The 26,991-nt window shown below is 66.8% G+C and carries 27 protein-coding genes and 1 tRNA gene; 14 read left to right on the forward strand and 14 right to left on the reverse strand.

All coding sequences use genetic code 11. The features are described from left to right. Positions 1-6: 6 nt before the first annotated feature. The 4 genes from BM167_RS09245 to BM167_RS09260 all read right to left on the reverse strand — a co-directional run bounded on the left by BM167_RS09245 (position 7) and on the right by BM167_RS09260 (position 4,622). Positions 7-1,155 carry a DNA-methyltransferase gene (locus BM167_RS09245; RefSeq protein WP_092891760.1) on the reverse strand — a complete coding sequence of 383 codons (1,149 nt, stop codon included), beginning with the start codon at positions 1,153-1,155 and terminating at the stop codon, positions 7-9. A gap of 51 nt (positions 1,156-1,206) precedes the next feature. Then, on the reverse strand, positions 1,207-2,415 hold the full coding sequence (locus tag BM167_RS09250; protein ID WP_092891762.1) for a M20 family metallopeptidase: 1,209 nt from the start codon (positions 2,413-2,415) through the stop codon (positions 1,207-1,209). Next, entirely contained in the window at positions 2,408-3,817 is a 1,410-nt protein-coding gene (locus tag BM167_RS09255; protein ID WP_092891764.1) for an APC family permease, read from the reverse strand. Before BM167_RS09255 ends, BM167_RS09250 begins: the two co-directional genes overlap by 8 nt. 82 nt (positions 3,818-3,899) lie before the next feature. Then, entirely contained in the window at positions 3,900-4,622 is a 723-nt protein-coding gene (locus BM167_RS09260; RefSeq protein ID WP_092891766.1) for a helix-turn-helix domain-containing protein, read from the reverse strand. A 130-nt stretch (positions 4,623-4,752) separates the two neighbouring features. On the opposite strand from BM167_RS09260, the gene BM167_RS09265 reads away from it, so the two are divergent. Together BM167_RS09265 and BM167_RS09270 are read left to right on the forward strand one after the other, a co-directional pair. Then, positions 4,753-5,799 (forward strand): N-acetyltransferase DgcN family protein, encoded by a 1,047-nt coding sequence (locus BM167_RS09265; RefSeq protein WP_092891768.1) that lies wholly within the window; start codon positions 4,753-4,755, stop codon positions 5,797-5,799. A gap of 67 nt (positions 5,800-5,866) precedes the next feature. Beyond that, positions 5,867-6,583 (forward strand): hypothetical protein, encoded by a 717-nt coding sequence (locus tag BM167_RS09270; RefSeq protein WP_092891770.1) that lies wholly within the window; start codon positions 5,867-5,869, stop codon positions 6,581-6,583. A gap of 236 nt (positions 6,584-6,819) precedes the next feature. Here the strand turns inward: BM167_RS09270 and BM167_RS09275 are convergent. The 4 genes from BM167_RS09275 to BM167_RS09290 all read right to left on the reverse strand — a co-directional run bounded on the left by BM167_RS09275 (position 6,820) and on the right by BM167_RS09290 (position 8,108). Beyond that, positions 6,820-6,894: transfer RNA gene (locus BM167_RS09275), tRNA-Val, on the reverse strand. Positions 6,895-6,951: 57 nt separating this feature from the next. Next, the gene (locus tag BM167_RS09280) at positions 6,952-7,221 is read right to left on the reverse strand and encodes a DUF7553 family protein (RefSeq protein ID WP_092891772.1); all 270 of its coding nucleotides are present in this window, start codon (positions 7,219-7,221) and stop codon (positions 6,952-6,954) included. A gap of 111 nt (positions 7,222-7,332) precedes the next feature. Beyond that, positions 7,333-7,866, reverse strand: coding sequence for a cob(I)yrinic acid a,c-diamide adenosyltransferase (locus BM167_RS09285; protein ID WP_092891774.1), 534 nt, complete (start codon positions 7,864-7,866; stop codon positions 7,333-7,335). Further along, positions 7,863-8,108: a glutaredoxin family protein gene (locus tag BM167_RS09290; RefSeq protein ID WP_092891776.1), complete on the reverse strand. Its 246-nt coding sequence runs from the start codon at positions 8,106-8,108 to the stop codon at positions 7,863-7,865. Before BM167_RS09290 ends, BM167_RS09285 begins: the two co-directional genes overlap by 4 nt. A 131-nt stretch (positions 8,109-8,239) precedes the next feature. On the opposite strand from BM167_RS09290, the gene BM167_RS09295 reads away from it, so the two are divergent. The 12 genes from BM167_RS09295 to BM167_RS18465 all read left to right on the forward strand — a co-directional run bounded on the left by BM167_RS09295 (position 8,240) and on the right by BM167_RS18465 (position 21,311). Continuing rightward, positions 8,240-8,695, forward strand: coding sequence for an acyl-CoA thioesterase (locus tag BM167_RS09295; RefSeq protein WP_092891778.1), 456 nt, complete (start codon positions 8,240-8,242; stop codon positions 8,693-8,695). A gap of 61 nt (positions 8,696-8,756) precedes the next feature. Continuing rightward, complete coding sequence (gene ddh / locus BM167_RS09300) at positions 8,757-9,671, forward strand: D-2-hydroxyacid dehydrogenase (RefSeq protein ID WP_092891780.1); 915 nt, start codon at positions 8,757-8,759, stop codon at positions 9,669-9,671. Between the two features lie 127 nt (positions 9,672-9,798). Beyond that, on the forward strand, positions 9,799-10,611 hold the full coding sequence (locus BM167_RS09305) for a DICT sensory domain-containing protein (RefSeq protein WP_092891782.1): 813 nt from the start codon (positions 9,799-9,801) through the stop codon (positions 10,609-10,611). A 92-nt stretch (positions 10,612-10,703) separates the two neighbouring features. Further along, the gene (locus BM167_RS09310) at positions 10,704-11,255 is read left to right on the forward strand and encodes a gluconate 2-dehydrogenase subunit 3 family protein (RefSeq protein WP_092891784.1); all 552 of its coding nucleotides are present in this window, start codon (positions 10,704-10,706) and stop codon (positions 11,253-11,255) included. Continuing rightward, entirely contained in the window at positions 11,252-12,853 is a 1,602-nt protein-coding gene (locus BM167_RS09315) for a GMC family oxidoreductase (protein ID WP_092891785.1), read from the forward strand. Before BM167_RS09310 ends, BM167_RS09315 begins: the two co-directional genes overlap by 4 nt. An 82-nt stretch (positions 12,854-12,935) precedes the next feature. Further along, positions 12,936-14,102 carry an alpha-1 4-glucan-protein synthase gene (locus tag BM167_RS09320; protein ID WP_092891787.1) on the forward strand — a complete coding sequence of 389 codons (1,167 nt, stop codon included), beginning with the start codon at positions 12,936-12,938 and terminating at the stop codon, positions 14,100-14,102. Further along, positions 14,095-15,264, forward strand: a complete 1,170-nt coding sequence (locus BM167_RS09325) for an extracellular solute-binding protein (protein WP_092891789.1) — start codon at positions 14,095-14,097, stop codon at positions 15,262-15,264. The genes BM167_RS09320 and BM167_RS09325 overlap by 8 nt, the downstream gene beginning before the upstream one ends. Continuing rightward, positions 15,264-16,931, forward strand: coding sequence for an ABC transporter permease (locus tag BM167_RS09330; RefSeq protein WP_092891791.1), 1,668 nt, complete (start codon positions 15,264-15,266; stop codon positions 16,929-16,931). Before BM167_RS09325 ends, BM167_RS09330 begins: the two co-directional genes overlap by 1 nt. 6 nt (positions 16,932-16,937) lie before the next feature. Beyond that, positions 16,938-18,089, forward strand: coding sequence for an ABC transporter ATP-binding protein (locus BM167_RS09335; RefSeq protein WP_092891793.1), 1,152 nt, complete (start codon positions 16,938-16,940; stop codon positions 18,087-18,089). Then, on the forward strand, positions 18,090-20,183 hold the full coding sequence (locus tag BM167_RS09340) for a DUF7846 domain-containing protein (RefSeq protein WP_092891795.1): 2,094 nt from the start codon (positions 18,090-18,092) through the stop codon (positions 20,181-20,183). 97 nt (positions 20,184-20,280) lie between these two features. Beyond that, the gene (locus BM167_RS09345; RefSeq protein WP_092891797.1) at positions 20,281-20,979 is read left to right on the forward strand and encodes a dolichyl-phosphate hexose transferase; all 699 of its coding nucleotides are present in this window, start codon (positions 20,281-20,283) and stop codon (positions 20,977-20,979) included. Between the two features lie 167 nt (positions 20,980-21,146). Further along, a complete protein-coding gene (locus BM167_RS18465) occupies positions 21,147-21,311 on the forward strand; it encodes a DUF7838 family putative zinc beta-ribbon protein (protein ID WP_177213327.1) in 165 nt (54 codons plus the stop codon). An 18-nt stretch (positions 21,312-21,329) separates the two neighbouring features. Here BM167_RS18465 and gcvPB read toward each other — a convergent pair whose 3' ends face one another. The 6 genes from gcvPB to BM167_RS09375 form a co-directional block, all read right to left on the reverse strand. Further along, positions 21,330-22,757: an aminomethyl-transferring glycine dehydrogenase subunit GcvPB gene (gene gcvPB / locus BM167_RS09350; RefSeq protein WP_092891799.1), complete on the reverse strand. Its 1,428-nt coding sequence runs from the start codon at positions 22,755-22,757 to the stop codon at positions 21,330-21,332. Continuing rightward, positions 22,757-24,079: an aminomethyl-transferring glycine dehydrogenase subunit GcvPA gene (gene gcvPA / locus BM167_RS09355; RefSeq protein WP_092891801.1), complete on the reverse strand. Its 1,323-nt coding sequence runs from the start codon at positions 24,077-24,079 to the stop codon at positions 22,757-22,759. Before gcvPA ends, gcvPB begins: the two co-directional genes overlap by 1 nt. After that, on the reverse strand, positions 24,076-24,453 hold the full coding sequence (gcvH, locus tag BM167_RS09360) for a glycine cleavage system protein GcvH (RefSeq protein ID WP_092891803.1): 378 nt from the start codon (positions 24,451-24,453) through the stop codon (positions 24,076-24,078). The genes gcvPA and gcvH overlap by 4 nt, the downstream gene beginning before the upstream one ends. Next, entirely contained in the window at positions 24,454-25,545 is a 1,092-nt protein-coding gene (gcvT, locus tag BM167_RS09365) for a glycine cleavage system aminomethyltransferase GcvT (protein WP_092891805.1), read from the reverse strand. A 457-nt stretch (positions 25,546-26,002) separates the two neighbouring features. Beyond that, positions 26,003-26,677, reverse strand: a complete 675-nt coding sequence (gene phoU, locus BM167_RS09370) for a phosphate signaling complex protein PhoU (RefSeq protein WP_092893045.1) — start codon at positions 26,675-26,677, stop codon at positions 26,003-26,005. Next, on the reverse strand, positions 26,674-26,883 hold the full coding sequence (locus BM167_RS09375) for a hypothetical protein (protein ID WP_092891807.1): 210 nt from the start codon (positions 26,881-26,883) through the stop codon (positions 26,674-26,676). The genes phoU and BM167_RS09375 overlap by 4 nt, the downstream gene beginning before the upstream one ends. Positions 26,884-26,991: the final 108 nt, after the last annotated feature.

Here is a 26,991-nt window from a genome sequence, read left to right on the forward strand (position 1 = left end):
TCGACCCTACGACGTCTCTTCGGACTCGGCCGGCGTCTCCGCGACCGGTTCGTGACGGACGCGGTACCCCTCTTCGGTCTCCGTCACGTCGCCCACGACGTACAGCGACAGCGACCGCTCCTGTTTCGTCGTCACGGGGAAGTCGTACCGTTCCGAGTCGTAGTCGAACGTCTCGCCCTCCTCGCGGCGTCGTTCGACGAACGCCCGGTGGTCGTCGAGTCGGCGTCCGACCACGTCCCGCGAGAGTTCCGGCGCGTCCGCCGCGCGACGGTCGAACGCGTCCACGAAGGCGCGTTCGAGTTCGACGCCGACGGAGTTCCGCCCGGCGACCATCGCCGCGAGCGACGTGGTTCCCGTCCCCCAAAACGGGTCGAGGACGGTGTCGCCGTAGACGGAGTACATGTTTATCAGGCGGTACGGCACCGTGAAGGGGTAGGCGGCGCTTCGCTCTCTGACGTCGCCGACGGTTTCTGCGCCCTCGGCGACGGTGCCGTTTGCTCTCTCCGCGCCGGACGAACCGACGGATTTGCCGTCGCTTCGGTCGCTCTCGACGCTCTGGGAGGTTCCGGTCACGTCGGTCCAGACGTCCGAGAACCAGCGGTTTCGCTCCTCCCAGAAGTACGCCGACTCGTAGCGCGCCGGGTCACCGGGTTCGAAGTCGCGCGACCGAGAGCCGTTTCGGAAGACGAGGACGTACTCGTGTTCGAGGGTGACGTACGCGTTCGGAGGAATCATCCCGCTTCCCATGAACTTCGCGGAACTGTTCGTCGGCTTCCGCCAGAGGACGTCCGGGAGGGGTTCGAAACCGAGGTCGGCGAACGCCTCGATGACGCGGGCGTGGTTCTGGTAGACGCGGAAACTGTCGTCTACCTTCCGCGTCGCGTCGCCGACGTTGACGCAGGCGATGCCGCCGGGGACGAGGACGCGTTTCACCTCGCGCCACACCTCCGCTAACACCTCGTGCATCGCGTCGAACGCGGCATCGCCGTCGTCGCCGTCGAGGGCCTCGGCCGCGTCCGCGGAGAGGGCGGCGAACTGGTCGTCCCACATCTCTATCATCGGGTACGGGGGCGACGTGACGACGAGTTCGACGGCGTCGTCTTCGACGTCCATCTCGCGGGCGTCGCCGACGACTACGCGGTGGCGAGACTCCATTGTCCACGGTACAATTCGAATTTTAATATGTCTGTTCCCCGTTCGGGTTCGCTACCCCAACAGGTCGACTGCGGCGTGGGCGACGATGTCGGCCACCTCCACCACGTCGTCGAGGACGACGAACTCGCCCGCGCCGTGGATGTTCTCGCCGTCCGGACCGAGGATGACAGTCGGGAGGCCCGCCCTGTCGCCGAGGTAGTTGAAGTCGCCGACGCTCGAAAAGTAGCCGTACGCGGGGTCGGTCCCCGTCACGTTCCGAGTCGCACCGGTCAACGACTCGACGAGCGGATGGTTCTCCTCGGTGACGTACGGGCCGTAGCGGATGTCGTCGTCGGGTGCCTCCCTGAAGCCGACGTCCACCTCGCTCTCGATGTCGAGTTCGGAGACGACGCGTTCGGCGTCGGCCAGAACTTCCGCTTCCGTCTCGCCGACGACGACGTGGCGGTCGACCATCAGTCGGGCGCGTTCGGGCACCGAGAGCGTCTGACTGCCGCCCTCGATTTTCAGCGGACAGACCGACCCGTCGCCGAGTTTCGGATGCGACCCCGTCTCTAACTCGTCGAGTTCGGCGGCCAGTTTTCCGGCGTCGACGACGGCGTTGACGCCCGTGTGGGGTTTCGACCCGTGGGCGGCCCTCCCGCGAACCTCGATGTCGTAGAGGAACCGGCCGCGCGCGCCGAGGAGAAGCGCCGGGTTCTCGATATCCTCTTGGGCGAGTATCGGTCCGGGTTCCGTGACGACGGCCATGTCGCAGTCGTCGGTGTAGCCGTCGCGAATCAGACGGTCGGTTCCGAGTCCGTACGGTCCCTCTTCGTCCACCACGGCGGTGAGAAGCACGTCGCCGCGGAGTTCCGCGTCCGACTCGGCGAGAGCCTCGAACGCCTTCATGACGGCGGCGAGGCCGCCCTTCATGTCGCACGCTCCCTGGCCGTACAGTTTGCCGTCCTCGATTCGCCCCGAGGTGGGGTCCTCCTCCCAGTCGTCGACGAGGAGGACGGTGTCCATGTGGGCGTTTAACAGAAGCGTCGGCGCGTCGGGGTCGGAGCCTTCCAACCGCGCGACGACGTTGTCGCCCTCGTACTCGGTGATGTCCGGTTCGCTCACGTGGTGGTACTCTGGGTCGAGTCCGCGTTCGTCCAACCAGTCGTAGACGAACTCGCTTATCTCCGCCTCCTCGAAGTAGGGACTCGGAATCCGGACGAGTTCCTGCAGGAGCGACACCGTCTCGTCGTACTCGACGGTGGGTGCGCTCTCAGTCATCGTCGACCACCCCCTTCGTGCGCACCTGCGGGTCGTACTCGTCGGAGGGGACGCCCGGAAGCGTCGCCAAGATGGCCTCCACGTCCACGTCCTTCTGCCGTCCGCGGTACCAGAAGACGGAGAAGACGACGAGTCCGACGGCCACCCACGGCACGTAGATGGAGAGCGACCCCTGATACGCCTGCGTGAGGATGCCGACGGAACCGAGTGCGCCGACGACGCCGGTGACAGAGAGCAGTGTCGGGCGGGTGAACCCGGCGCTCTCTGCGAGTCGGGACTCCGTCCAGAGGATGTAAAGGACGGTGATGGAGACTGCGGCGTAGGCGATGAGGTAACTGAACGTCGCGATGGCGATGGCCTGACTCAGGCCCGTGCTCCAGAACGTGAGCGCCGAGGCGACGACGTAGAGAGTGAGAAGCGACCAGTGCGGCGTGCCGAACCGGTCGGAGACGGAGGAGAACCACTTGGGGAACACTTCGTCCCACGCCCACGAGTACGGCATCTTGATGCCCGCCGCCATCACCGCGTGAACGCTCGACGCCGTCGCGAGCAACCCGCCGAACGCGACGACGGCCGTCGCGCTATCGCCGAGGAACGTCTCCGCCGCCGTCGCCAACGGTCTGGCCGAGTTCGCGAGCACCGTGTAGTCGCCGACGACGCCGTAGATGACCGCCGCCGTCCACATGTACAGGAAGATGAGGATGGCGGTGCCCCCCGCCATCGCAAGCGGGAGGTTCCGCGAGGGGTTCTTCACCTCCGCGCCCATCTGCCCCGCGACGGCGATGCCGATGTACGCGTAGAACAGGGGCACCGCCGCGCCGAGGAAGCCGTCGAACCCGCCGGTGAAGAACGGTTGGTAGTTCGCGGGGTCGATGCTGAACGAGCCCGGAATCACCAACACGAGGATAGAGAGGATGAGGACGCCGAAGATGGCGTTCTGCGAGACGCTGTACCCCTTCGTCCCGACGAGATTGACGAGAAAGAGCACCGTCAACAGGCCGAAGCCCGCGAGTGCGGGGTCCACGGCGGGGTAGAACACCTGCAAGTACGACCCGAATCCGATAGCGAGGGCGGCGTCGGCGGCCATGTAGCCGAGCCACTTCGACCACGTCACGATAAAGCCCGGAAGCCGGTTCTCGAACGTCCGAGACACGTACGCGTACGACCCGGCGGCACCGGGGAAGATTGTGGCGACCCACCCGTAGTTGAGCGCGATGCTCATTGCGACGATACCCGAGAGGGCGACGACGAGTATGACGCTCGGCCCCGTCGTCGCACTCGCCGTCCCCAACGTGACGAACAACCCCGCCCCGAGGGTGCCCGCCACGACGGTGCTGAGGGCCCCGAACAACCCCATACTCCGCTTGAGACTCCGCCCGTCGTTCACGTCAACTGATGACATGCTATTTGGTCTCAATTTACTCGCGCATAGCGACCCTCCCTAGTATGAGAGGGGGGGCGGGGAGGCGACCGTCGTCGCGCGGTTACGCCTCGTCTCCCAACAGTTTCGACTCCGCCTTCCGGAGATGTTCGAGAAGCGTCGCCTTCGAGACGCCCGCCTCGGCGGCGAGTTCGCCCGCCGACACCTCCCGCGGCCACGTGTAGTAGTCCCGCCTGCGGGCGAGTCGGTACACCTCGCGTTGCCGTTCGGAGAGGGCGTCGGTCCGGAACATCCCCGACCCGTCTTCGGGCGCGGTGATGAGTTCGACGCGCACGTCGGCGTCCATCTCCTCGCGAACCTCTTCGAGTCTGTCGTGGACGGTTCGTCGCGTCTCTTGGACGAGGACGGTCCAGTGTTCGCGGCCGTCCTGCATCCGGACCGGTTCGTCCGGGATGAACCCCCGCGAGACGAGGGCGTCGTTGATGCTGTTCGAGAGGTCGTATCTGACCACGAGGCCGCGGGTTGCGCTCCCCGCAATCGGCGTCTCCCTGCCCGCGTCGTCGTCCGTCTCCCACACCGACTCGGTCAGGTCCGAGGCGCGTATCGCGTCGACCAACGCGTCGAGTTCGTCGCCCGAGTCGGCGTAGGCGGTAAAGCGCCCCGTCGCCGTCCCGTCGATGCTGTGGACCCCGTGACCCAACAGTCCGGCGTCCGTCTCTGCCGTCACCTCCAAGGTCCAACAGTCCGGGTGCCAGATGTCGAGCGTGACGCGGACCCCCCGTTCGGCACGCCCCCCGCCCTCCGCGTCCTCTCCCTGCGTTGCCATCTCGTCTACCCACGAGTGCCAGGAGAGAAAACGTTTGCTCCGGTTCGCGGTCGATTTCGGACCGACTGCGGCGCGTCGGCCGTCTATGTGAGGGAGTACATCTTTCGACGGCGTCGTCCGTGACTCTCCTATGGACCTCCGAGCGCAGTTCGACTCGCCCGCACCGGCCATCGTCCTCGCCGAGGGGGCGTTCGGCGCACCGCAGGGGAAGACGGCGAACGGCGTCGTCGCCCACGGCGAACTGTTCGACGTCCGAGCGGTCGTCGACTCCGAGAACGCGGGCGACACCGCCGCGGACGTCCTCGAACGGGACGACGACGGACTCGCCCGAACGCCCGTCGTCGCATCCGTCGAGGAGGCACTCGCGGCGGTGCCGGACGCCGAGGCTCTCGTCATCGGCGTCGCGCCCGCGGGCGGGAAACTTCCCGAGGAGTGGGCCGCCGCGATTCGGACGGCGATGCGCGCCGGGTGCGACGTCGTCTCCGGACTCCACACGTTCCTCTCGGAAGACGACGAGTGGGCGGCCCTCGCAGACGACTGCGGCGTCGAACTGCACGACGTGCGAAAGCCGCCCGCAGCGGACGACCTGCGGGTCGCGGACGGACGCGTCGACGACGCGGACGCCGACGTAGTGCTCACCTGCGGGACGGACTGCGCCGTCGGAAAGCGAACCACGACGTTCGAACTCTACCGCGCCGCCCGGCGCGCGGGTATCGACGTCGGCTGGGTCGCCACCGGCCAGACCGGGGTGATGGTCGGCGCCGACCGCGGCGTCGTCGTGGACCGCGTCCCGGCGGACTTCGCTGCGGGCGTCGTAGAGGAGATGGTCTGTGCCGTCGCCGCGGAACGCGAACTCGTGTTGGTCGAAGGCCAAGGCGCGCTTTCGCACCGGGCGTACGGCGGGGTCTCTCTGGCGCTTCTGCAGGGCGCGTGGCCCGACGCCGTCGTGATGGTGGACGACCCCTCGCGCGAGACGCGCGACGATTTCGAACGGTTCACCGTCCCCGACGCGGAGTCCGAAGCCGAACTCGTCGCGTCGCTCTCGGACGCCGATATCGCCGCAGTCTCCACGTGGGCCGACCCCGAGACGGCGGACTACCCCTACCCGACGGCGAACGTCTACCGCGACGGCGGCCCGGACAGACTTCTCGACGCCCTCGACGACGCGTTGGACTGAAAAACGAGAGACCGGCCGCCGGGGAAACCGCACCGTACTTCTCGCTTCGAATCGGAGGTACTCGAAGATGCCAGGACGGTTCGCCATCGACATCGAGACGGTGAGTCCCTCGCTCGACCACTACGAGACGCCTCCGGACTTCCGGGACCCCCGGTACTTCGAACTTCTCGCCGTCGCACTCGGCTACGAGTCAGAGACGGGAACACGAGAGACCGAGATGCTCTTTCGGCGGGACGACTCTCCGGCGGACGAACTCTCTCTCGGCGAACGCGTCCTCGATTGGCTGGCGGCGCGGGAGGGCGACCGCTACCTGACGTACGGCGGCGAGTCGTTCGACCGGCCGCAGTTGATCGGCCGCCTCGAACGGGCGGCCGAGGCGTGTTCGGACGGCGGAGAGACCGTCTCGAGACTCGCCCGACTGCTCGACGAGGAACTGGAGCACGACGACCTGCAACCGCCCGCGTGGGACGCGTTCGGCGAGTACACTCGGCTCGAAGAGACCTGCCGCAACGTCGGAATCGAACCCGAGGACACGCTCTGGGCCGACTACGAACACGGCCTCGACATCGCGGAGATGCGGCCGTCGAAGATACGCGGCTTCGAGAAGGTGCTCAACAAGGACATCCCCGTCTTCGGCGAACGGTACATCGCTCTCGCCGCCGCCGGTGCGACCGAGACGCTGACGTTTCGCGCCCTCTCGGAGCTGTTGGACCACTACGGTCGAGAAGACATCGTTCACCTGTTCGATGTCGCCGACGCCCGCCCGTTCGGGAACGGCCGGTAATCGAATCGAGTCACCGACGAGACGCTCCGAGGCGCGGCGGCGAGAGCGGAGGAGGTCAGGTGGTCCGCGTTAGTGCCGTCCGAACAGTCGCTCGCTACGCTCACGGTTGCGGTGCCGACGGGAACGGGTTGGGGGGATTCGGATTTTGGTCGCTTCGTTCCCCAGCACGAATCCCCGGTTAGCACACACTCTGGCATCCGCTCCTCACTTCGCTCGTCGGTAGTGTCGAAGAGAAGTGGGTTGGGGCGGATTCGAACCGCCGACCTGCTCCGTGTGAAGGAGCCGTCATAACCGGACTAGACCACCAACCCGCGCACAAAATCGTATCCCGGGGCGAGACTTAAACGTTCTTCTTCGATTCGGTTCGACTACTCCGCCGACCCGCCGCGATACCGGCGGATTCCGGTCTGAGCGCGGCGAACGGCTTTCTTCCCACCGACTTCGACGCGTCGGGGCGTCCGGCGGAGTTCGGCTTCGAGTCGTTTTCGCCCGGACTCGGGGGCGTCGGGTTCCTGTTCGCGCCCGAGCAGTTTTCGAACGCGGCGTTCGACCGGTGCGGCTTCCTCGCGGACGCCCACCGAGAGATGTTCGCCCGCGCGTCGGAGGTAGTACCACGCGTCGTGGAAGTGCTTGTTCATATCTGTCCGTACGCAAGCAACGAATATAAGGATTGTGCGGATCGGTACCACGTTCTCTCGGGTCCGGACACCGAAAACGGGAGACGGGTGAGAGAACGGACGGAATCGAACTCAGTACGTCGGGGCGTCCTCGCGGACGCCGTCGCGTTTGTTCACGAGGCGCGCGAGAGTGAACAGAGCGTCCGAGAGGCGGTTGAGATACGCGACGACCTGTTCGTTCACCCGTTCCTCCGAGGCGAGTTCGACGGTTCGACGCTCGGCCCGTCGGGTCACCGCCCGCGCGTGGTGGAGTTTCGACCCGGCATCGCTCCCACTCGGCAGGATGAAAGAGGTCAGTTGGTCCAGTTCCTCGTCGGCCTCGTCGATGAACGCCTCCAGTTCGTCGACGTGGTCCGCCGAGACGACCGGGTCGTCCTCGTCGGGGTCCGGGTTCGCGAGGTCCGCCTGCACGACGTGGAGGTGGTTTTGGACGCGTTCGAGCGTCTCGTCCACGTCGTCGTATCCGGTCGGTCGGACGGTTCCGACGAGGGCGTTCGCCTCGTCCACCGTGCCGTAGGCTTCGATGCGCGCGTTCGTCTTCGACACGCGGGACATGTCCCGGAGGTCGGTCATCCCCTCGTCGCCGCGGCCGGTGTATATCTTCATGCGGCGGTCAACGTCCCTTCGACGTACCGGAGGATGTTGTCGCTCTCGTTCATCGTCACGCCGCGGTCCTCGTCTATGAGGACCGGAACCGAGCGCTGACCGCTCACGCGCTTTACCTCGTTCCGTTCGGAGTGGAGCGCTTCGACCCACTCCGTCTCGTACTCGACGCCTGCCTCCTCTAAGGCGTCGTGGACCTTCTCGCAGTACGGACAGCCGTCGAGTGCATACAGCGTGATACCCATACCCGGTCTTCGAGTCGCGGAGGCAAAGAGATTTGGCCGGCGGCGACTCGGACCGCAGAACGTCACGAACGACCGACCGCGATACGTCGGCGTGACAGAAGCGTTATTCGGGGCGTCTCGGTACCGGGAGTATGGTCGATTTAGAAGAGACGTACATCGAGAATCGGGTCCTCGTCCAACCGGACGACACGAACAACTACGACATGGCCCACGGCGGCAACGTGATGAAGTGGATGGACGAGGTGGGAGCGATGTCGGCGATGCGCTTTGCCGGCGAGACGTGCGTCACCGCCCGGATGGAGAGCGTCAACTTCCACCAGCCTATCCCCCGCGGGGACGCCGCACTCATCGAGGCGTACGTCTACGACGCCGGACGGACGAGCGTCGAAGTCAGACTCCGCGTCTTCCGCGAGAACCCCCTCACCGGCGAGACGGAACTGACGACGGAGTCGTACTTCGTCTACGTCGCCGTCGACGAGGACGGCGACCCGACTGAGGTGCCGGAACTGAACGTCTCTACGGACCGGTCCCGAGCACTCCTCGACGAGGCGCGCTCGGACGAGAAGACGGACGCAAAGACGGCGTAGGGAGGCCCTGTTCTCGGCCGCGTCGCGAATCGTTTTTGTCCGCTCGGTGGGACCGTCGCCCATGCCCACGCGAGTCGCCATCCACTCGTCGGTCGGTCGCATCTTCCCCCCGGAGAGACTGCAGTCGCTCCTCTCCGCGTTCGACGTCGACGTGACCGACGACGTCGACGGCTACGACGGCGTCGTCTCGTTCGGTCACGAACCCGAATTTCTGGAGGCCGGAGTCGAGTGGATACACGTCGTCCGCGCCGGGTACGACGAGTTCCCCCTCGACGCCCTGCGCGAACGCGGGATACGCCTGACGAACAGCAACGGCATCCACGGCGACTCGGTCGGTGAGACGGCACTCGGCTTCATGCTCCAGTTCGCGCGCCGCCTCCACCGCTATCGGAGCAATCAAACCGAGGGTATCTGGGACCCCCCGGCGTGGGACGAGACGTTCACCCTCGACGGCGAGTCCGTCTGCGTCGTCGGACTCGGAACGCTCGGACTCGGCATCGCCCGCCGCGCGGACGCTCTCGGGATGGACGTCACCGGCGTCCGCCGAACCCCGACGCCCGTCGAACACGTCGCGGAGGTGTACACCTCCGACAGACTCCGCGCGGCCATCTCCGACGCTCGGTTCGTCGCCCTCACCGTCCCGTTGACCGACGCGACGGCGGGGTTGGTCGGCGCGGAGGAACTCGACGCGATGCGCGAGGACGCCTACCTCGTCAACGTCGCCCGCGGCGGCGTCGTGGACCAGTCGGCCCTCGTGGACGCACTCGACTCTGGGTCTATCGCCGGTGCGGGCCTCGACGTGTTCGAGGAGGAACCCCTGCCTTCGGACTCCCCGTTGTGGGAGATGGAGAACGTCGTCGTCACCCCGCACGCCGCCGCCGCCACCGTCGATTACGCCGACCGAATCGCGGCACTCGTCGAAGAGAACATCCGCCGCCGCGAGGCGGGCGAGTCGCTGACCAACCTCGTCGTCTGAGGCGACGGTCGGTCCCGCACGCCCCGACAGCGGACGACCACCATGGCGGCGCTGTCTCTGTCTATCGGCCGTGATAATTGTGATGTAACGTTTACCTGTTAGGTAAAATAACACTCGCCAAGAGAAGATGACGATCGAATCACTGACCGCCGTCATAGACGGTGCGGAGAGCGCATCGCAGACGTTGTCCATCTACAACTACGAGGGGCCGACGAAGGCCAAAGACCGGGTCGTCTCCTACTTCGACCCTCTGAGCGTCACCGTTCGAGACGGCGAGACGATAGAGGGGCTTCCGAAGAATTTCGCGCTGTTGCGCGAGGGAGACGAGTTCGTCGCCGCCGCGGGAGTGAGTGAACTGTACGACCATATCACCGGCAATCGGTGGCTCGACGCGGACGAGTTCGAGAGACTGGATCGACCGGAGATTCTGGACAGTCTGGACGAACGGACGTTCACGAGCTACGACCGTCAGCGGATGACGCTGGCTTCTCGCGAGATAGAACACCGCGCGTGGCGGGAGGGACGCGGCGAACTACACGCCGGGTTCCAACGGCTCTCGCTGTTCCGAACGCAGCAGTCGGTGTACGACCGCCTCGGTGACACCGGCGTCGACGTCCACGTCTACGGCGAACCGGACGCCGAGACTCCCTCGGGACTCGCCGAACACGCCTATTCCGACGAGGAAGTCGCGCAGTCGTGGTTCGTCGTCTACGAGGCGGGCGAGTCTCCGACGGACGGCCGGGCGCAGTCCGGCGAGAGCTCCGAGGCTCACCCGTGTGCGATGGTCGCAAGAGAGCAGGAAGACGGGACGTTCACCGGTTGTTGGACCTACGACCCCGAGGTAGTCGAGTCGACGGTCGCGTATCTTCGAGACACCTATCCGCCCACGACGAGCGCTGAACGCGACGAGAGCGCACCGGAGTCGGCCGGTTCGCGGTAGCCTCTACTCGGGACCGTCACACGTCCGCACCCGAGACGTGACGAGCGAACGTAACGCTCTTGTTTAGGTTGGCCTAATCCACTCACTGACGGATGGAACTGACACGTCGCGACGTCGTCGCCGCACTCGCCGCGTCCGGTATCGGATCCGTCGCCGGGTGTTCGCAGTCATCGAACGGCGGGGGTGGCGGGGACGGCGAGGACCCGGCCGACGAGACGCCGATATCGAGTCACGACGTCGCCACACTCGTCGCAGTCGCCGACGTCGTCTACCCTTCCGACGCGGAGAACGTTCGAGAGTTCGTCGAGAACTACTCGGGACGGCGCGTTCGGGCCGACGACGAGTACGCCCGCGGCGTCGCCGACGCAGTGAGAACGCTCGACGACTACGTCGGCAACTGGCACGACGAGTCGTTCTCGGCGCTGTCGGCGGCGGACCGGTCTAACGCGCTCGACCGGATGTCCGTCGACGTGGCCGACCCCGACCCCGACGGTGTGCCGAGAGAACGGGTCCGGTACTACCTCGTGAACGAACTCCTCTTTGCCTTCTACTCGACGCCGACGGGCGCGGGTCTCGCGGGGTTGGAGAACCCGCCGGGTCACCCCGGCGGGAGGCGGTCGTACAGGCGGGGGCCGGAGCGGTGACCGCCCCCGAACCCGACCGGACGCCCTCCGAGCGAACGGACGTCTGCGTCGTCGGTGCGGGACCGGCCGGAGCCATCGTCGCCGCGGAGGCGGCGCGGGCTGGCCACGACGTGGTCGTCATCGAAGCGGGGCCGCGGTTCGACCCCGAGGACCGCGTCCGGCGGATGGAGCGTCACCTCCGCCCCGGCGACGGCGCGCCGGTGTGGGACGGCGACGCCGCCCGAGACGCCTACAGTTCATCCGGCGGGCGTCACTACCCGCTGAACGCCGCCCGCGTGAAGGGCGTCGGCGGAACGACGCTCCACTGGCAGGGGATGGTGATGCGCCTGCACGAGCAGGATTTCGAACTCGACTCCGAACTCGGCGTCGCCGCCGATTGGCCCCTCTCGTACGCCGACTTGCGACCGTACTACGCCGACGCCGAGGCGGAACTCTCCGTCGCGGGCGCGTCGGACAACCCCTTCGAACCGCCGCGGGAGAACCCCCATCCGCTCCCGGCGTTCCCGCCCTCGTACAGCGATTCGCTGTTCGCCGAGGCCTGCGAGTCGCTCGGAATCGCCACCCACTCCGTGCCGAACGCGCGCAACTCCGAACCGACGGACGAGGCCGGTGCGTGCGTCGGATACGGCACCTGCAAGCCGGTCTGTCCGTCGGGCGCGAAGTACGACGCGACGCGCCACATCGACGCCGCGGAGGCGAACGGCGCCCGCGTGATAGACCGCGTTCCCGTCCAGCGGTTCGAACACGACGACGGCGGCGAACGCGTCACCGCGGCGGTGTACGCGACGCCCGACGGCGACGAACACAGACAGGAGGCCCGCGAGTTCGTCCTCGCGGCGGGGGGCGTCGAGACGCCGCGCTTGCTCTTTCTCTCCGCGACCGAGACGTACCCCGACGGCCTCGCGAACTCCTCGGGACTGGTCGGTCGGTACTTCATGGACCACGTCTTCGCGGGCGTCGGCGGCCGCCTCGACGAACCGACCCGCCAGAAACACGTGGGCTTCAACACGACGGAGAGCCACCAGTTCTACGACCGGCCCGACGACTCGCGGTCGGCGATCAAGATGGAGTTTCTCAACTACGCCGGCCCCGCGCCGACGGACGTGGCGGCGGAGGCGGACGTCTTCGGCGACGAGTTGCTGGCGGAGATACGCGACGCCTACGGGACGCACGTCGCGATGGGCGCACTGGTCGAACAGTATCCGCGCCGAGAGAACCGCGTCCGACTCGACCCCTCCCGGACCGACGACCACGGCAACCCCGTCCCGGACGTGGTGTGGTCTCTCGACGACCGGACGCGGGCGACCATCCGGCGGGCCAACGAGATTCAGCGGTCGGTGCTCGACGAGATGGACGCCGAAATCACGTGGACGGTCGGCCCCGACTCGACGGGCCCCGCCTTCCACCAGATGGGCACCACGCGGATGGGGACCGACCCAGAAGAGAGCGTAGTCGACCCGCAACTTCGGACGCACGACCTGTCGAATCTCACGGTCGCCGGGAGTTCCGTCTTCGTCACCGGGGGCGCGATGAACCCGACGCTCACCATCGCCGCACTCGCACTGAAGGCCGCAGACCACGTCACGGAACGGTTGTGAACCTCCCCGCCGCGAGTCGGTCGAGGCGGGGGCGACGGACCGTCAGTTTTAGGTATGCCTAAACCAACAGCTCGCGTAACGAATGAGCGTCAAGCAGGACATCTGCGTCGTGGTGCCGACGATTCGAGAGTACGAGTGCATGCGCGAGTACGTCTCGAACGCGAGAGACCACGGTTTCGACACGGACCGACTGTTCGTCGTCTTGGTGACCGAAGACTTCTGCGACACGGAGGGAATGCGCGCGATGCTCGACGAGGAGGGCGTCGAGGGCGCGGTGTTCGACGGGCGTGCGCGAGAGGAGTGGTTCGAGGCGCGCGGCCTCTCCGAGTACGCGCACCTGATTCCCGAGGCGAGTCACGCGCAGACGTCGTTCGGACTGCTCTACCTCTGGGCGAACGACCGCTTCGAGTACGGCGTCTTCATCGACGACGACACCCGACCCCACGCCGACGAAGACTACTTCGGCACCCACATGGAGAACCTCCACCACGAGGGCGACGTCGAGACAGTTCGCTCCGACGAGTCGTGGGTCAACGTGCTCTATCAGAGCGACAGCGACCTCTACCCCCGCGGCTACCCCTACGCCGCGATGGACGAGACAGTGGAGACGACGGAAGAATCCGTAGACTCTGTGGTCGCCTCTCAGGGCCTGTGGACGAACGTGCCGGACTTAGACGCCGTCCGCATCCTGATGGACGGCGACCTGCAGGGACAGGCCCAGACTCGCACCGACGCCGACGACTTCGAACGCGACTTCGTCGCCGCCGAGGGCCAGTATCTCACCGTCTGTTCGATGAATCTCGCGTTCCGCCGGGAGGTCGTTCCGGCGTTCTACCAACTCCCGATGGACGACAACGGATGGGACGTGGGTCGGTTCGACGATATCTGGTCCGGGCTGTTTCTCAAACGCGCCTGCGACGTGTTGGGCAAGCAGGTGTACAACGGCGGGCCCCTCTGTCACCACGACAAAGCGCCTCGCTCGACGTTCGACGACTTGGCGAACGAGGTGGCGGGCCTCGAACTGAACGAACACGTCTGGGAAGTCGTAGACGACGCCGCGGCGGATGCGGACTCCTTCCGCGAGGCGTTCGCGGAGATGGCGGACGCACTCGCGGAGGGCGACTTCGCGGAGTGGAACAACGGCGAGTTCCTCAACTACTGCGGGGAGTACATGCGCGATTGGCTCGACTGCCTCGCCGAACTGGACGCTCTCGCCGCGGAGGAACGGGCGGTGGTCGCCGATGACTGACCGCGACGGGCGTTCGTTCGACCGTCGACGGTTCCTCGCGGGCGTCGGTGCCGCGGGGGCGGCCGGACTGGCCGGATGTAGCGGCCTCCCGTTCGGAGACAGTTCCCCCTCCGACGACGGCGAGAGCACCGAGAACGGGTCCGCCGCCTTCGACGAGTTCCGCGGGTCCGGCCCCCTCGTGGAGGGGCGGTCCGACCTCGGCGGGACGCGAATCGAGGACCTCCCGGAACTCTCCGGGGAGTTGGTCATCTACCTCGGCGGCGGCGAGGGCGGACTCTACCGCGACTTGCTCGACCGACTGCGGCAGATATACCCCGACTTCGAACCGGTCGCGCGCGACTACGGCACCGCCGAAGGGGCAAACACCATCATCAGCGAATCGGAGGCGTCGCCCGCGGACGTGTTCTGGTCCGTCGACGCCGGGTCGCTCTCGGCCGTCGCCGGGGAGGGCCTGACCGCCCAACTCCCCTCTGAGGTCGTAGAGCCCGTCCCGTCGGAGTTCCACCCCGACGACCAGTGGGTCGGCACGGCCGGACGCGCGCGGGCGGTTCCGTACAACACCGAGAAGTTGTCCGCAGACGACGTTCCGGACTCCGTGATGGACTTTCCCGACTCGGAGGCGGTGGCCAGTTCCATCGGCTGGGCCCCGACGTACGGCGCGTTCCAGGCGTTCGTCACCGCGATGCGCCTCATAGAGGGCGAAGACGCGACGCGGCAGTGGCTTCGAGAGATGGTGGACGCCGGAGCCAGCCAGTACAACAACGAGTTCCTCGTCTCGAACGCCGTCGCCGACGGCGAACTCGATACCGGCTTTGCGAACCACTACTACGCGCTCCGCGTGCAGGCGTCTCGCCCCGACGCTCCGTTGGACCTCGCGTTCACGAGCGGTGACGCCGGCGCACTGATAAACACGGCGGGGGCGGCGGTGCTCTCCGCGAGCGACAACGGTGACCTCGCGAACAACTTCGTCCGTCACCTGCTGTCCTCGGAAGCACAGGAGTTCTTCGCGACGCACACCTACGCGTACCCGATGGTTTCGGGCATCCCACCGGTCGGCGGTCTGCCGACCATCGACGAACTGAACCCGCCCGAGATCGACCTCTCGAAGCTCTCGGAGATACAACCGACGCTCGAACTGATGCGGGAGGTCGGCGTCCTCTGATGGCCGACGGAGGCGAAGACGGGGCGTCGCCCGCGAGTCGCATCCGCGGACTGCTCGGCATCCCCGAGGAGGGGAGCGACGAACCGGGCGTCGCCGTCTCTCTGCTGGCCGCCGCAGTCGCCGCCGCGGTGCTGTCGCCGCTTCTGTGGCTCCTGTTGAGCGCCTCCGCCGTCGAACCCGGCGTCGCCTTCGAACTTCTCACCTCCTCCACGGCGACGAGCGTCCTCTTCAACAGCCTCGTGTTGGTCGCCGTCGTCACCGGCGCGTCCGTCCTCCTCGGCGTTCCGCTCGCGGTTTTGACCGTCCAGACCGACCTTCCGTTTCGGCGTCTGTGGACCGTCCTCGTCGCGCTTCCGCTCGTCGTCCCGAGTTACATCGGGGCGTTCGCGTACGTCTCCGCGTTCGGGCCGAACGGCGCGCTGGCGGACCTCCTCGCGCCCGTCGGAATCTCCATCCCGACGGTGTACGGGCTTCCGGGGACGGCGCTCGTCCTGACGCTCTTCGTCTACCCGTACGTCTTCTTGACGACCCGCGCGTCGCTTCTGTCGTTCGACGCCGCCCAACTGGAGGCCGCCCGGACGCTGAACCAGAGCTACGTCTCGGCGTTCCGACGGGTCATCCTCCCGCAGATTGCGCCCGGCGTAACAGCGGGCGCGTTGCTCGTCGCGCTCTACACGCTCTCTGACTTCGGGACGCCCGCGATTCTGCGGTTCGACACGTTCACGCGCGTCATCTACGTCGAGTTGAACAGTTTCGGTATCGGTCGGTCGAACGCGACGCTCCTGTCTCTGGAACTGCTCGCGGTCACCGCCGTCGTACTCGCGCTCGAATCCCGCGTCGGCGGCGACGAGACGTCCGGGTACGGGACGCCCGCCTCCTCGCGCGCGCTCGTCTCGCTGGGGCGGTACCGGTGGGCGGCGGCGGCGGTGCCCGCACTCGTGACCGTCTTCACGCTCGCGTTGCCCGTCGGCATCCTCGCGATGTGGCTCGTCCGTTCGGGGCCGGGCTACTCGGGCGGCGGTCTGGCGTTCCGCCCGGAGTTCGCGTTCAACTCCGCGTACGTCGCGGTACTGGCGGCGGCGGCGACGGTGGCGTTCGCGCTTCCGGTCGCCTACTACGCCGGTCGGTCGGACTCGCTTTTGGCGACGGTGGCCGAACGGGCGACGTATCTCGGGTACGCGATGCCGGGCGTCGTACTCGGACTGTCGCTCGTGTTCTTCAGCAGTCAGTGGCTCACGAACCACGTCGGCGCGGCGGCGGGACTCGTCTACCAGTCGCTTCCGCTTCTCGTCTTCGCCTACGTCGTCCGGTTTCTCCCGCAGGCCGTCGGGACGACTCGGTCGTCCGTCCTCGGCGTCGACCGGAAACTCGTCGGCGCGGCCCGAGTGCTCGGCGCGCCGCCGAAGCGGACGTTCCGCCGGGTGACGCTTCCGCTCATCGCTCCGGGCCTCCTCGCGGGCGCCGCGCTGGTGTTTCTCACGACGATGAAGGAGTTGGACACGACGCTCATCCTGCATCCGACAGGATTTACAACACTTGTGACGTACATCTGGCGTGTTCAAGAGGCCGGATACTACGGCCGGGCGGCGCTCCCGGCTCTCGTACTGGTGGCCGTCTCCGGCCTGTCGATGATTCCCCTGTTGCGACAGGGGCGAAACGGTGAGTGACTACAGATGAGAAACGAGACGCGGACCGACGAGACGACGAGGAAGGCTCGAACCAACGGCGTGAGCGCCGAAACGAGAGATTCACCGGGGTCCGACGGGGACTCCGTGTTAGTTCTCTCGGACGTACAGAAGCGGTACGGCACCGAGACGGCCGTCTCGGGGGTCGACCTCACGGTCAGAGACGGGGAACTGCTCACGTTGCTCGGCCCCTCCGGATGCGGCAAGACGACGACCCTGCGGATGATCGCGGGACTGACGGACCCCACGGCGGGCACCGTCACCGTCGCGGGCGACTCCGTCGCGGGCGACGGTGCGTCTGTCCCGCCGGAGAAACGAGACGTGGGGATGGTGTTTCAGGAGTTCGCCCTGTTCCCGCATCTCACCGTCGCCGAGAACGTCGCGTTCGGACTCGACGACCCGGACAGCGAGGCGGCCGCCGCCCGCGTCGCCGAACTGCTCGAACTGGTTGGTCTCGAAGCCTACGGCGACCGGACGCCCGACGACCTGTCGGGCGGACAGCGTCAGCGGGTCGCACTCGCGCGCTCTCTCGCGCCGGAACCGGACGTGTTGCTCTTGGACGAACCGTTCTCGAACCTCGACGTGCGCCTCCGCGTGAAGATGCGCGAGGAGGTCCGACGCATCCTCAAAGAGGCGGGGGTCACAGCCGTCTCCGTCACGCACGACCAAGAGGAGGCGCTCTCTATCTCCGACCGCGTCGCCATCATGAACGACGGCCAAATCGAACAGATCGGACGCCCCGGCGAGGTGTTCGAACACCCCGAATCGCGGTTCGTCGCCTCGTTCCTCGGACAGGCGGGCTTTCTTCCCGCCCGCATCGGCGAGTCGTCGGTCGAAACGCCCATCGGGTCGTACGACCGCGGCCTGTTGAAGGGGGTCACGGAGGAGTACGTCGGCGCGACGGTGGACGTCCTCGTGCGACCGGACGACCTGCGCGCGACGCCGACGGCGGAGGCGAACGCCGACGGCCACGTCGTCCGCAGGCAGTACACCGGCCCGTCGTTCGTCTACCACGTCGAACTGTCCGACGGAAGCGTCGTTCGCTGTCTGCACAACCACGCCGAGGACTTCGAAATCGGAGAACCCGTCGCGGTAGCTCTCGTCGCGGACCACACCCTCGCGTGGTATCCCTCCCGATAGATGTCGCGACGACGCGGACTCCTCCAGTTCGACCGCTTCCCCCGAATCGACCGCGGGCGCGCCGCAACGTTCCTCCTGGCGGCCGTCGCCGCCGCCGTCTCTCTCGTCGTCGCCGCCCGTCTGTTTCCGTACCACTCGCTGAACCACGACGAGGGCGTCTACCTCCAACAGGCCGAACTCCTCCTCCGCGGGCGACTGTTCCTCCGACCGCCGGTCGAAGACGCGTTTCGCCCGTGGTTCTTCGTCGAGGGCGACGACGGACTGTACGCCAAGTACGCGCCCCTCCCCGCCGCCGTCTTCGCAGTCGGGAAACTCGCGGGCGGATTTCCGCTGGCGCTGGCTGCCGTCTCGGCGGCCGTCGCCGGTCTGACGACGGCCCTCGGCCGAGAACTGTTCGACGCTCCGACGGGAGCCGTGGCCGGGTTGCTCCTCCTTGCGTCCCCGCTGTTTCTCGTCCACACGGGCGTCTACCTGCCGTACGCGACGACGACGGCGCTGAATCTCGCGTTCGCGCTCGCGTACCTCCGCGCCGAACGGCGGGGGAGTCTCCCGGCCGCAGTCGCCGCCGGAATCGCCGTCGGACTCGCGTTCTTCGCGCGCCCGTTCACGGCGGTGCTTTTCGCCGCGCCGTTCGTCGCCCACGCCTGTTGGACGCTCGTTCGGTCGGGGGCGTGGCGAACCGTCGTCGAGGGGACCGACGGCGAACGGCGCGCGCTCTTCACCCGCCGCGCCGCGACTGCGGCACTCGGACTCGCGGGCGTCGCTGTCGCGTTCGGGTACAACTGGGTCGTCACCGGCGACCCACTCGTCTTTCCGTATCAGGCGTTCGGCCCCGAGGACGGACCGGGGTTCGGCCACCGCGAACTGCTCGGCCACGAGGTGGACTACACGCTTTCGCTCGCGACGCGGGCCAACGCGGAGGTCCTCTTTCGGCTGTTCGAAAACTGGGTCGCCGCCGGTCCGGTCGGGACTGCGCTCGCCGCCCTCGGAACTGCCGAACTCCTCCGGAACCGCGACGGCGAACACGCCGCGCGGCGCGCGTTGCTCGCGGCGCTTTTCGTCACGGTTCCGCTCGGCAATCTCGCCTTTTGGGGGAACTACAACGTCCTCGGTTCCCTCGCGTCGCAGACGGACGGCTTGCTCTACTTTCTCGGCCCGTACTACCACTTCGACCTGCTCGTTCCCACCGCCGTCTTCGGCGCTCGCGGCGCGTTTCTCGCGGGCGACCGGGTCCGACGGACGGTGCGCGAGCGACTTTCGCCCGTCCGCGCCCGTCGGGTGACGCTCGCGGTGATGGTGGTGAGCGCCGCCGCCCTCGGCGGTATCGCGGCGACGACGGCGGACGGCCCCCTCGAACGGAACGACCGGGTGAGCGACGAACTCACCGCCGGATACGAACCGTTCGCCGAGGGCGGCGCGCCCGACGACGCCCTCGTGTTCCTCCCGACGCCGTACGGTCCGTGGCTGAACCACCCGTTTCAGGCTCTCCGCAACGCGCCCGGATACGACGGGGAGACGGTGTACGCCCTCGGCGATACCGACGAACTCGCCGTCGCGGGCGAGTTCCCAAACCGGACGATACACCGCTACGTCTATCGGGGGTCGTGGCCCCCCACCGACGACGAACGCGTCGATGCCGAACTGGTGCGCGTCGAACGCGTCTCCGGCGACACCGTCGGACTCGACGCGACGTTCGGACTGCCGGCGGAGGCCGAACGCGCGACGCTCCGCGTCTCGACGTCGCGCGGCGCGGCCTACTTCGTGGCAAACGGAACGCCCGAGAGTCTCCGGACGTCCGTGACCGCCGACGAACGAATCGAACTGTCGGGTCCGGATGTTCGGTCCACGGGGAACCGAACGGTGGCGTTCGGCGACTCCGACGAGGTGACGGTGGAGGTGTTCGTCTCCACCGGGCCCGCGTCGGGGTTCACCTACCGGGCGGTGTTCCCCGTCGAACGCGAGAACGGCACCGTGCGGACGCTTTCACCCACCCTCGAACGGTGCGTCGTCCCGACCCAGTGTGAACCGGTGGGCGTCGGAGAGTCGCCCGACGGGACGTTCGCGAACGCGACGCTGTCGAACGCGACGGCGTAGTCGTCTGCGGACGGCGCGACCGGACGACGTGTCGGCCAGACGACCGCGCCCGGAATTTTTCGGTAAGCCTAAAAATGAGCGGTTCGAGTAGTCGGTAATGACCGAGACGGGCGATTCGTACGGGTTAGACGACGTGAGCGTCGTGATGGGGACGTACAACGAAGCCGAGGCTATCGACGCCGTCCTCGACGACATCGAGGCGGCGACGGACGGCCGGGCCGAAGTCGTGGTGGTCGACGGGTCCTCCGACGCGACGCCGGACATCGCTCGCGAACGCGGTGCGACCGTCATCGAACAACCGCCGCAGGGGTACGGTGTCGCCGTCCGGGAGGCGTTGCTGTCGGCGTCGAACCCCGTGCGCATCACGACGGACTGCGACGGCACGTACCCGATGGAGCGCATCCCCGACTTCCTGGCTCTCGTCAACGAGGGGTTCGACGTGGTGAGCGGTGACCGACTCTATCACGGTGCGGAGACGATGCCGACGATGAACCGCTACGGAAACCACGCGTTCGCCGCCCTCGCCAGCGCTCTGATGGGCGAACGCGTCCACGACGTGACCACCGGGATGCGGGCGTACCGGAGCGACCTGATAGAGACCGTCCGTTGGACGGAGAACACCGGCCTCTCGGCGGAACTGCTGCTTCGCCCGGTGATGCGGGGGTACCGCGTCCGCGAGGAACCCATCGCGTACGACGAACGACTCGGCGAGACCAAACTCGACCCGTTCTCCGGCGGCGCGGAGATAGCGGCGTCCATCGTGAACGTCTGTCTCGAAGAACGACGGCGGGCCTAACTCCACCGTTCTGTCGGTTGCGGCCCGAGTCTCGTTCGGAACGTTACGTCGAGGGAGGCATCGCGGCCGAGAGTGCGCGATTCGGTATCGCGTCATAGGATATATTCACCCTCCGCGTACCGTTCGAATCAGTATCTTCAACTTCGCGCACCGCGGAACGTGCGAGTATGAGCCTCGAGATGGAGTACGACTGCCCCGACTGCGACAACAGCCAGTTCTGGCGGACGGCCTACATGGAGATTCACCTCGGGAAGAAGACGAAGTGGCGCTGCAGCGAGTGCGGGTTCGGGTTCATCCAAATCGGCGACGACATCACCACCGCAAAAGCGTAACCCGTCGAAAAGCGGTCTCTACTCTTCTCCGTCGTCGAGCGCGTGCCACGAGAGTCGCGGGTTCCGCGCGGCATCCGTCTGGTCGATGCGCTGCGCAGTCGTCCGCGACGGCGCGCCTTCGAGTTCCTCCTCGGAGTCGCCGAGCGACGCGTTGAACGCGTGCGCCAGGTCGTCGAGGGAGTCTCGGCTCTCGACTTCGGTCGGTTCGGTGAGCATCGCCTCGGGGACGAACTCGGGCCACTTCGTCGTCGGCGGGTGGACGCCGTAGTCGAGCATTCGTTTGGCCACGTCCGCGGCATCTCTGTCGCCCGCCGTCGCGGCGAACTCGTGGTGGAACGGGCTGTACGGCACCTCTAAGTCCACGTTCTCCGCGAGGTAGTTCGCGTTGAGGACGGCTTTCGCGCTCGCGTCCGCCAACCCCTCGTCGCCGAGGCGGGCGATGTAGGCGTACGCCTTCACGAGGACGAGCCAGTTACCGAGGTAGCCATGGACTTTGCCCACCGACCGCTCTGGGTCGTACAGTTCGTAGGACCCGCCGCGTTCGCGAACGTGCGGTTTCGGCAGGAACTCCGCGAGTTCGGCGACGACGCCCACCGGTCCCGCGCCGGGTCCGCCGCCGCCGTGCGGCGTCGCGAACGTCTTGTGGACGTTGTAGTGCATGATGTCGAAGCCCATGTCGCCGGGGCGCCCCCGGCCCAACAGCGCGTTGAGGTTCGCGCCGTCGTAGTAGAGCAGTCCGCCCGCGTCGTGGACCATCTCCGCGATTTCGACGATGTCGCGCTCGAAGAGACCCACCGTGTTCGGGTTGGTGAGCATCAGCGCGGCGGTGTCCTCGGAGACTGCGGCGTCGAGCGCTTCGACGTCCACGCGGCCGTCGTCGTCCGACGGGAGTTCGACCACGTCGTACCCCGCCATCGCGGCGGACGCGAAGTTCGTGCCGTGCGCGGAGGCGGGGACGATGACCTCGCTTCTGTCGTCGCCGTTGGCCTCGTGGTACGCCTTCGCGACGAGGATGCCCGCGAACTCGCCCGCCGCGCCCGCGGGCGGTTGGAGCGTCACGGCGTCCATCCCGCCGATGCGGCCGAGGTAGTCCTGCAGGTCGTACAGCAGTTCGAGCGTCCCCTGCGAACTCCGGACCGAGCGGTCCGGGTGGACCGCCGCGTTCGGGTCGGCGGCGACGTCCTCGGTGAACGAGGGGTTGTACTTCATCGTACACGACCCGAGAGGGTACGGTCCCATCTCCACGCTCCAGTTCATCTGCGAGAGGCGCGTGTAGTGGCGGGCCAGTTCGGGTTCCGAGAGGTCGGGTAGTTCCACCGAGTCGCGCGTCAGGTCGTCCGGAAGCGGCGAGTCCCCCTCGCCGGTTTCGACGCGCGTCGAGTTCTTCTCCGAGAGGAGCGGTTCGTACAGATCCTCTCGGGAGTAGCGTGCTTGGTCGAAATCCATCAGAGTACCTCCTCGAACGCCGAAACGAGGGCGTCCGTCTTCGCAGCGTTCAGGTCCGTAACGCAGACCTGCAGTCGGTGCTCGCCGACGACGTGGACGGCGAACCCCTCCGATTCGAGGTCCGACGCGATGGCCGTCGCGGGTTGGTCCACGTGAGCGACGAACTCGCGGAAGTGGTGTCGGTCGTGGACCGGCGCGCGGACGCCTTTCAGGCCGCTTAACTCCGCGGCCAGCGACTCGGCGTCGGTGACGCACTGCTTTGCGAGGTCCACGAGGCCCGAGGGGCCGAGAGAGGCGACGTGCATCGCCGTCCGAAGCGCCACCCACGCCTGATTTGTACAGATGTTCGAGGTGGCTCGCTCCTTGCGGATGTGCTGTTCGCGCGTCTGGAGGGTGAGCGTGTACGCGCGCATGTCTGCGGCGTCTTCGCTCGCGCCGACGAGGCGGCCCGGCACCTGACGGAGGAACTCCTCGCGAGTGGCGAACAGGCCGAGTCCCATGCCGTAACTCGTCGGCATGCCGAGTGCGTCCGCCTCGCCGACGACGACGTCCGCGCCGACTGCGGCGGGTTCTTCCAACAGTCCGAGAGCGACCACGTCCGTCCCGAGACAGAACAGCGCACCGTTCTCCTCGGCGATGTCGCCGATTTCCGAGAGGCGGGGTTCGATACTCCCGCGGACCGTCGGGTTCTCGGCGTAGACCATCGCCGCGTCTTCGCCGACCTGCGCCCGGAGGGCGTCGATATCGACGGTTCCGTCGTCCATCGCGTACGTCTCCACCGTGAGGTCAGTTCCGGCGACGTAGTTGTCGAGGACGCCGCGTTTGCCCTCGTGGAGAATCTCGGGGACGAGAACGCGGGTGCCGGAGACGCGCCGGACGCGCCCGGCGAGGCGCGCCGCCTCGGCGAGTGCGGTGGCGGCGTCGTACATCGAACAGTTCGCCACCGGCAGGCCCGTCAGTTCGACGAGCATCGACTGGTACTCGAAGAGCACCTGCAGGAACCCCTGCGTTATCTCCGGTTGGTACTGCGTGTAGGAGGTGAGAAACTCGGACCGCCGCGAGAGGTCGTCCACGAGAGCGGGGACGTAGTGTGAGTGGTGGTCGCGGCCGAGGAACTCCGTCAGGTCGTCGTTCTTGGCCAGCGTGCGCGACATCTCCCGTCGCGCCTCGCGTTCGCTTCGGGCTTCGATGCCGAACTCGCCGTCGAAGCGAACTCCTTCGGGGATGTCGAAGAGGTCCTCTTGGCTCTCGACGCCGACGGCTTCGAGCATCGCTTCGGTCTCTGCGTCCGTGTGCGGCGCGTAAGGGCTTCCCCGCGTCATTCGGTCTGGTCGCGGTACTCCTCGGGGGAGAGCAAGCCGTCGAACGCCCCCTCCTCGGTCACCTCTATCTTCAGCATCCATCCGTCGCCGTACGGGTCGTCGTTGACGTACTCGGGGTGGTCGAACAGGTCCTCGTTTATCTCGACGACGGTGCCGGAGACGGGCGCGTACAGGTCTGAGACGGCCTTGATGCTCTCTACGACGCCGAACTCGTCGCCCTGTGAGACCTCGTCTCCCTCGTCGGGCAGTTCGACGTAGACGACGTCGCCCAGTTCGTCCTGCGCGAAGTCGGTGATACCGACCGTCGCGACGTCGTCTGTGGTTGCGTACTCGTGCGATTCCAGATACTTTCGGTCTTCGGGAACTTCGAACATTTATCTATCCTCAAGGAAGGGTGGTGTGGTTATCTTCGCGCGCTTTTCCTCGCCGCGGATGACGACGCCGACGTTCGACCCCGACGAGGCGTACCCGACCGGGACGTAACCGAGAGCGACCGCTTCGCCCAGTGTCGGACTCATCGTCCCGGACGTCACGCGACCGATGACGTCGCCGTCTCGGTCGGTCACGTCGTATCCGTGGCGGGCGACGCCGCGGTCTAACAGACGCAGACCGACGAACTTCTCCGTTACGCCCTCCGCTTCGACGCGTTCGAGGGCGTCTCTACCGACGAACTCCGTGTCGAGTTTCACCGTGAACCCGACGCCCGCCTCGTAGGGGTTGTGCGGTTCCTCCGCGGGGTCGAAATCCTGCCCCGAGAGCAGAAACCCCATCTCGATGCGCAGGGTGTCGCGAGACCCGAGGCCGCAGGGTTGGCAGTCGAACGCCTCCCAGACCGTCTCGGCGTCCTCGGACGGACAGAGAATCTCGAACCCCGGTTCGCCCGTGTAGCCGGTTCGAGCGACCCACGACCGGACGCCCGCCACGTCCGCGTAGGTGGCCTCGAACCGCGAGAGGTCCGAGAGCGGCCCCTCCGCCGCCGCCGTCACGAGACCCGGTGCGTCCGGGCCCTGAACGGCGAACATCGCCCACTCCTCTGTCACGTTTCGAACCGTCGCGTCGAGACCCCACTTCTCGCGGTGGTCTGTCCACCGGTCGTACATCTCCTCGTCGTGACCCGCGTTCGGGACGAAGAGAAACGTCGCCTCGTCGTCCGGGAGGCGGTAGACGACGGTGTCGTCGAGAATCGTGCCCTCGTCGTCCGTTATCATCGCGTACTGCGAATCACCCGGCGAGAGCGCCGTCACGTCGTTCGTCGTGAGTCGCTGCATCAACGTCGTCGCGTCGGGGCCGGACACCTCTATCTCCCCCATGTGGGAGACGTCGAAGATACCGGCCGACTCGCGGACCGACGCGTGTTCGTCTCTGATCGAATCGAACTCGACCGGCATGTCCCACCCGCCGAACTCCGTGAACTTCGCGTCTCGCGCGGCGTGAACGTCGTGCAACGGCGGTTTGCGAAGGGCCATGGTAGCAGGTTGGCACGCGGGAAGTAATGCTTTGGTATCTCGGAGATGGGGACTCGTCCCGTCGGATATTCGACTATAAATCACATCCTGCGATATGAAATCTGCTCGGAGCCAGGTGTGCAAGAGAGGCTCCGCTGAAATCAGTGGCAACTGATACAAACGGCGTACTGAGCAGAAACGTCCAGCATTCTGCCGCCTATCGGTAAGCGATGACGTTCCTGTTCCGACCGCCAGTGTGAGTGAAAAACGGGCACGTATTCTCGGCGCTATCAGTATCGTCCTGTCCGTTCTCGCCGTGACCTATTTCGTTCTCTGGCTCGCCGGACTCGTCTGAGCTATCTGACCGACTCGCGCTCTTTCGGCACGAACTCGGAACCCTCTTGTCCGCGATTGTGTGGAACGGCCGTTTCGAGGCGAGAACGGCTGTCCCCCGCCGGTGCGTCGGGCCTCGCCGCTCTCAGTAGATGAGTTCCGTGTCGTTTTCGACCGCGTACAGCGTTCGCGCCGCGATGTTCACGGCGTGGTCGGCGACGCGCTCTAAATCACGGATCGTAAGCAGCACCCGAGAGACGTCGTCCAGTAGTTCCTCGACGGCCCACGCGTCGCCGAGCGCCTCCTCTTCGATCAGGTCGCGCGCGACTGCGTGGTTCGCTCGCTGGCAGAGCGCGTCGATTTCGTCGTCGCGCGCCGCAATCTCCCGACAGGCGTCGGCGTCTCCGTTCGCGTACGCTTCGAGGCTTCGCTCGACGAGTTCCGTCGCGTCCCGACCGATCTCGTCGAGACCGACGTCCGGCGTGAACGTTCGGTCGGCCGCGAGTGCGTACTGAGCGAGATTCGTCGCCAGGTCACCGATGCGTTCGATGTCGGTGCTGATCTTGAACGACGCGGCGACGAACCGCAGGTCCGAGGCGACGGGTTGCTGGAGTGCGACCAGTTCGATACAGCGCCGTTCCAGTTCGAGGTACGTCTCGTTGACCGCGCTATCGCCGTCGATCACTTCCCGAGCGACCGCTTCGTCGCCGGTCGCCAGACTGTCTATCGCCATACCGAGGCGTTCGACGACCGTCTCGCCCATCGCGGTGACGTCCGCTCGGAGTTCCACCAACGACTGCTGGTAGGTTTCTCGCGTCACGGCGACCACCCGAACGCGCCGGTGCTGTCTGCTCGGTGTTCCTCGCCGAGTGACTCCGGCCGAAAGGATGTGCGGGGCGCGCGCGCCTCGATTATCGCCGCCGTCGGCGCTTGCGGTTCGGTCGGGTTTCCCGCGCCGGTCGCGATACGGCCCGTTCGAGCGCCACCGTGCGCCTTTCCGTTCGTCTCTGACGTTGTCTGTGACATGTTGCGTACTCCGTTAGTCTCTATCGTAGACGACTGCCGCCGCAGGGGGGTCGGTACCGACGACTACGGCGATGACCGAGACGCGCGAGGGAGACACCGGCGAGACGA

Origin of the sequence: Halopelagius inordinatus, assembly GCF_900113245.1 — an archaeon.
GTDB lineage: Archaea > Halobacteriota > Halobacteria > Halobacteriales > Haloferacaceae > Halopelagius > Halopelagius inordinatus.